The following is a 966-nucleotide window of genomic DNA, read 5'->3' on the forward strand; positions in this document are numbered from 1 at the left end:
TTTTTCCTCCATTCCAGTCGATACCGCAGCTTGTTTTGCGGCGTGACGTTATCGCTTCCGCGCGTCCAGTTTACCCCAATGGTGGTTTCGCCAGGGTAAATATCGCCCCAACTGCCCGGCGTAGGATTGACTTTATCGGGATCAGTCTTAAACTTTTTCGTCTTATAATGAATCATATCCGTATTTGGATTCCAAACTCTGATATACACTTCATATTCCGTACCGGCTTCGAGCCCGTAAATAGTATAAGAAGAGACATTGACAAGCCCGTTTGAACCACTATTCAGCTCTAAGCTTGAGCCTTTCTTTTTCCAAACCACCCGGTATTTAAGCCGATCTTCGGGATAGTTATTGTCAGAAGCTTTACACCATGATATGGAGAGGGACGTCATGGTCCTGCTTGTTAACGTTATTTCTCCACCGCATCCCGGCTTGGGGGCCGCCCATGCCGGGTTTGTCACTGTCATCGCAAACAGGGCGATGATCCAAATCGAAAGTTGTTTTATTCGTTTCATGATTATTTGTTATTTAAATGTTAGTAAATTAATTGTCAATTGTTATTCAGTAATCAGCCTTCAGCGTTCAGATACCACAAGTTGCACAAGTTTATGACAAGTTGCACTAAATTAGTTGTTAATTGTCAATTGTTATGCCGGGTACCCGCCGAATCATGTACGCGGTAAATAACCATTCACTTTTCGTTTTTCACTTCCTTTGCGTTCGAGGCGGTCGGCGATAGTCAGGGCGAACACACGTGTTCGCCCCTACACGGCAAACAACTCAACAACTCAACATTTCAACAACTCAACGCCCGAAGGGCTTCACTTTTCACTTCACCACGATTTTCGTTACCCTTTCTCCTACGCGCACCAGATATACACCCGACGGCAACGGCTCTACGTGGTCGCCGGCGGAGAGGAAGAGCGTTTTCACCATCGCGCCATGTACATTATATATATGTACCGT

2 protein-coding genes are annotated in these 966 nt (G+C 45.7%); both read right to left on the bottom strand.

Annotated elements, in window-relative coordinates; translation table 11 throughout:
• On the bottom strand, nt 1-515 hold a 515-nt coding region (locus EII41_RS13675), incomplete at its 3' end, for a fibronectin type III domain-containing protein (protein ID WP_148091767.1).
• Between the two features lie 313 nt (nt 516-828).
• Nucleotides 829-957: a T9SS type A sorting domain-containing protein gene (locus EII41_RS14855; protein WP_411292614.1), complete on the bottom strand. Its 129-nt coding sequence runs from the start codon at nt 955-957 to the stop codon at nt 829-831.
• Nucleotides 958-966: the final 9 nt, after the last annotated feature.

This window comes from Tannerella forsythia (assembly GCF_003860135.1).
GTDB lineage: Bacteria > Bacteroidota > Bacteroidia > Bacteroidales > Tannerellaceae > Tannerella > Tannerella forsythia_A.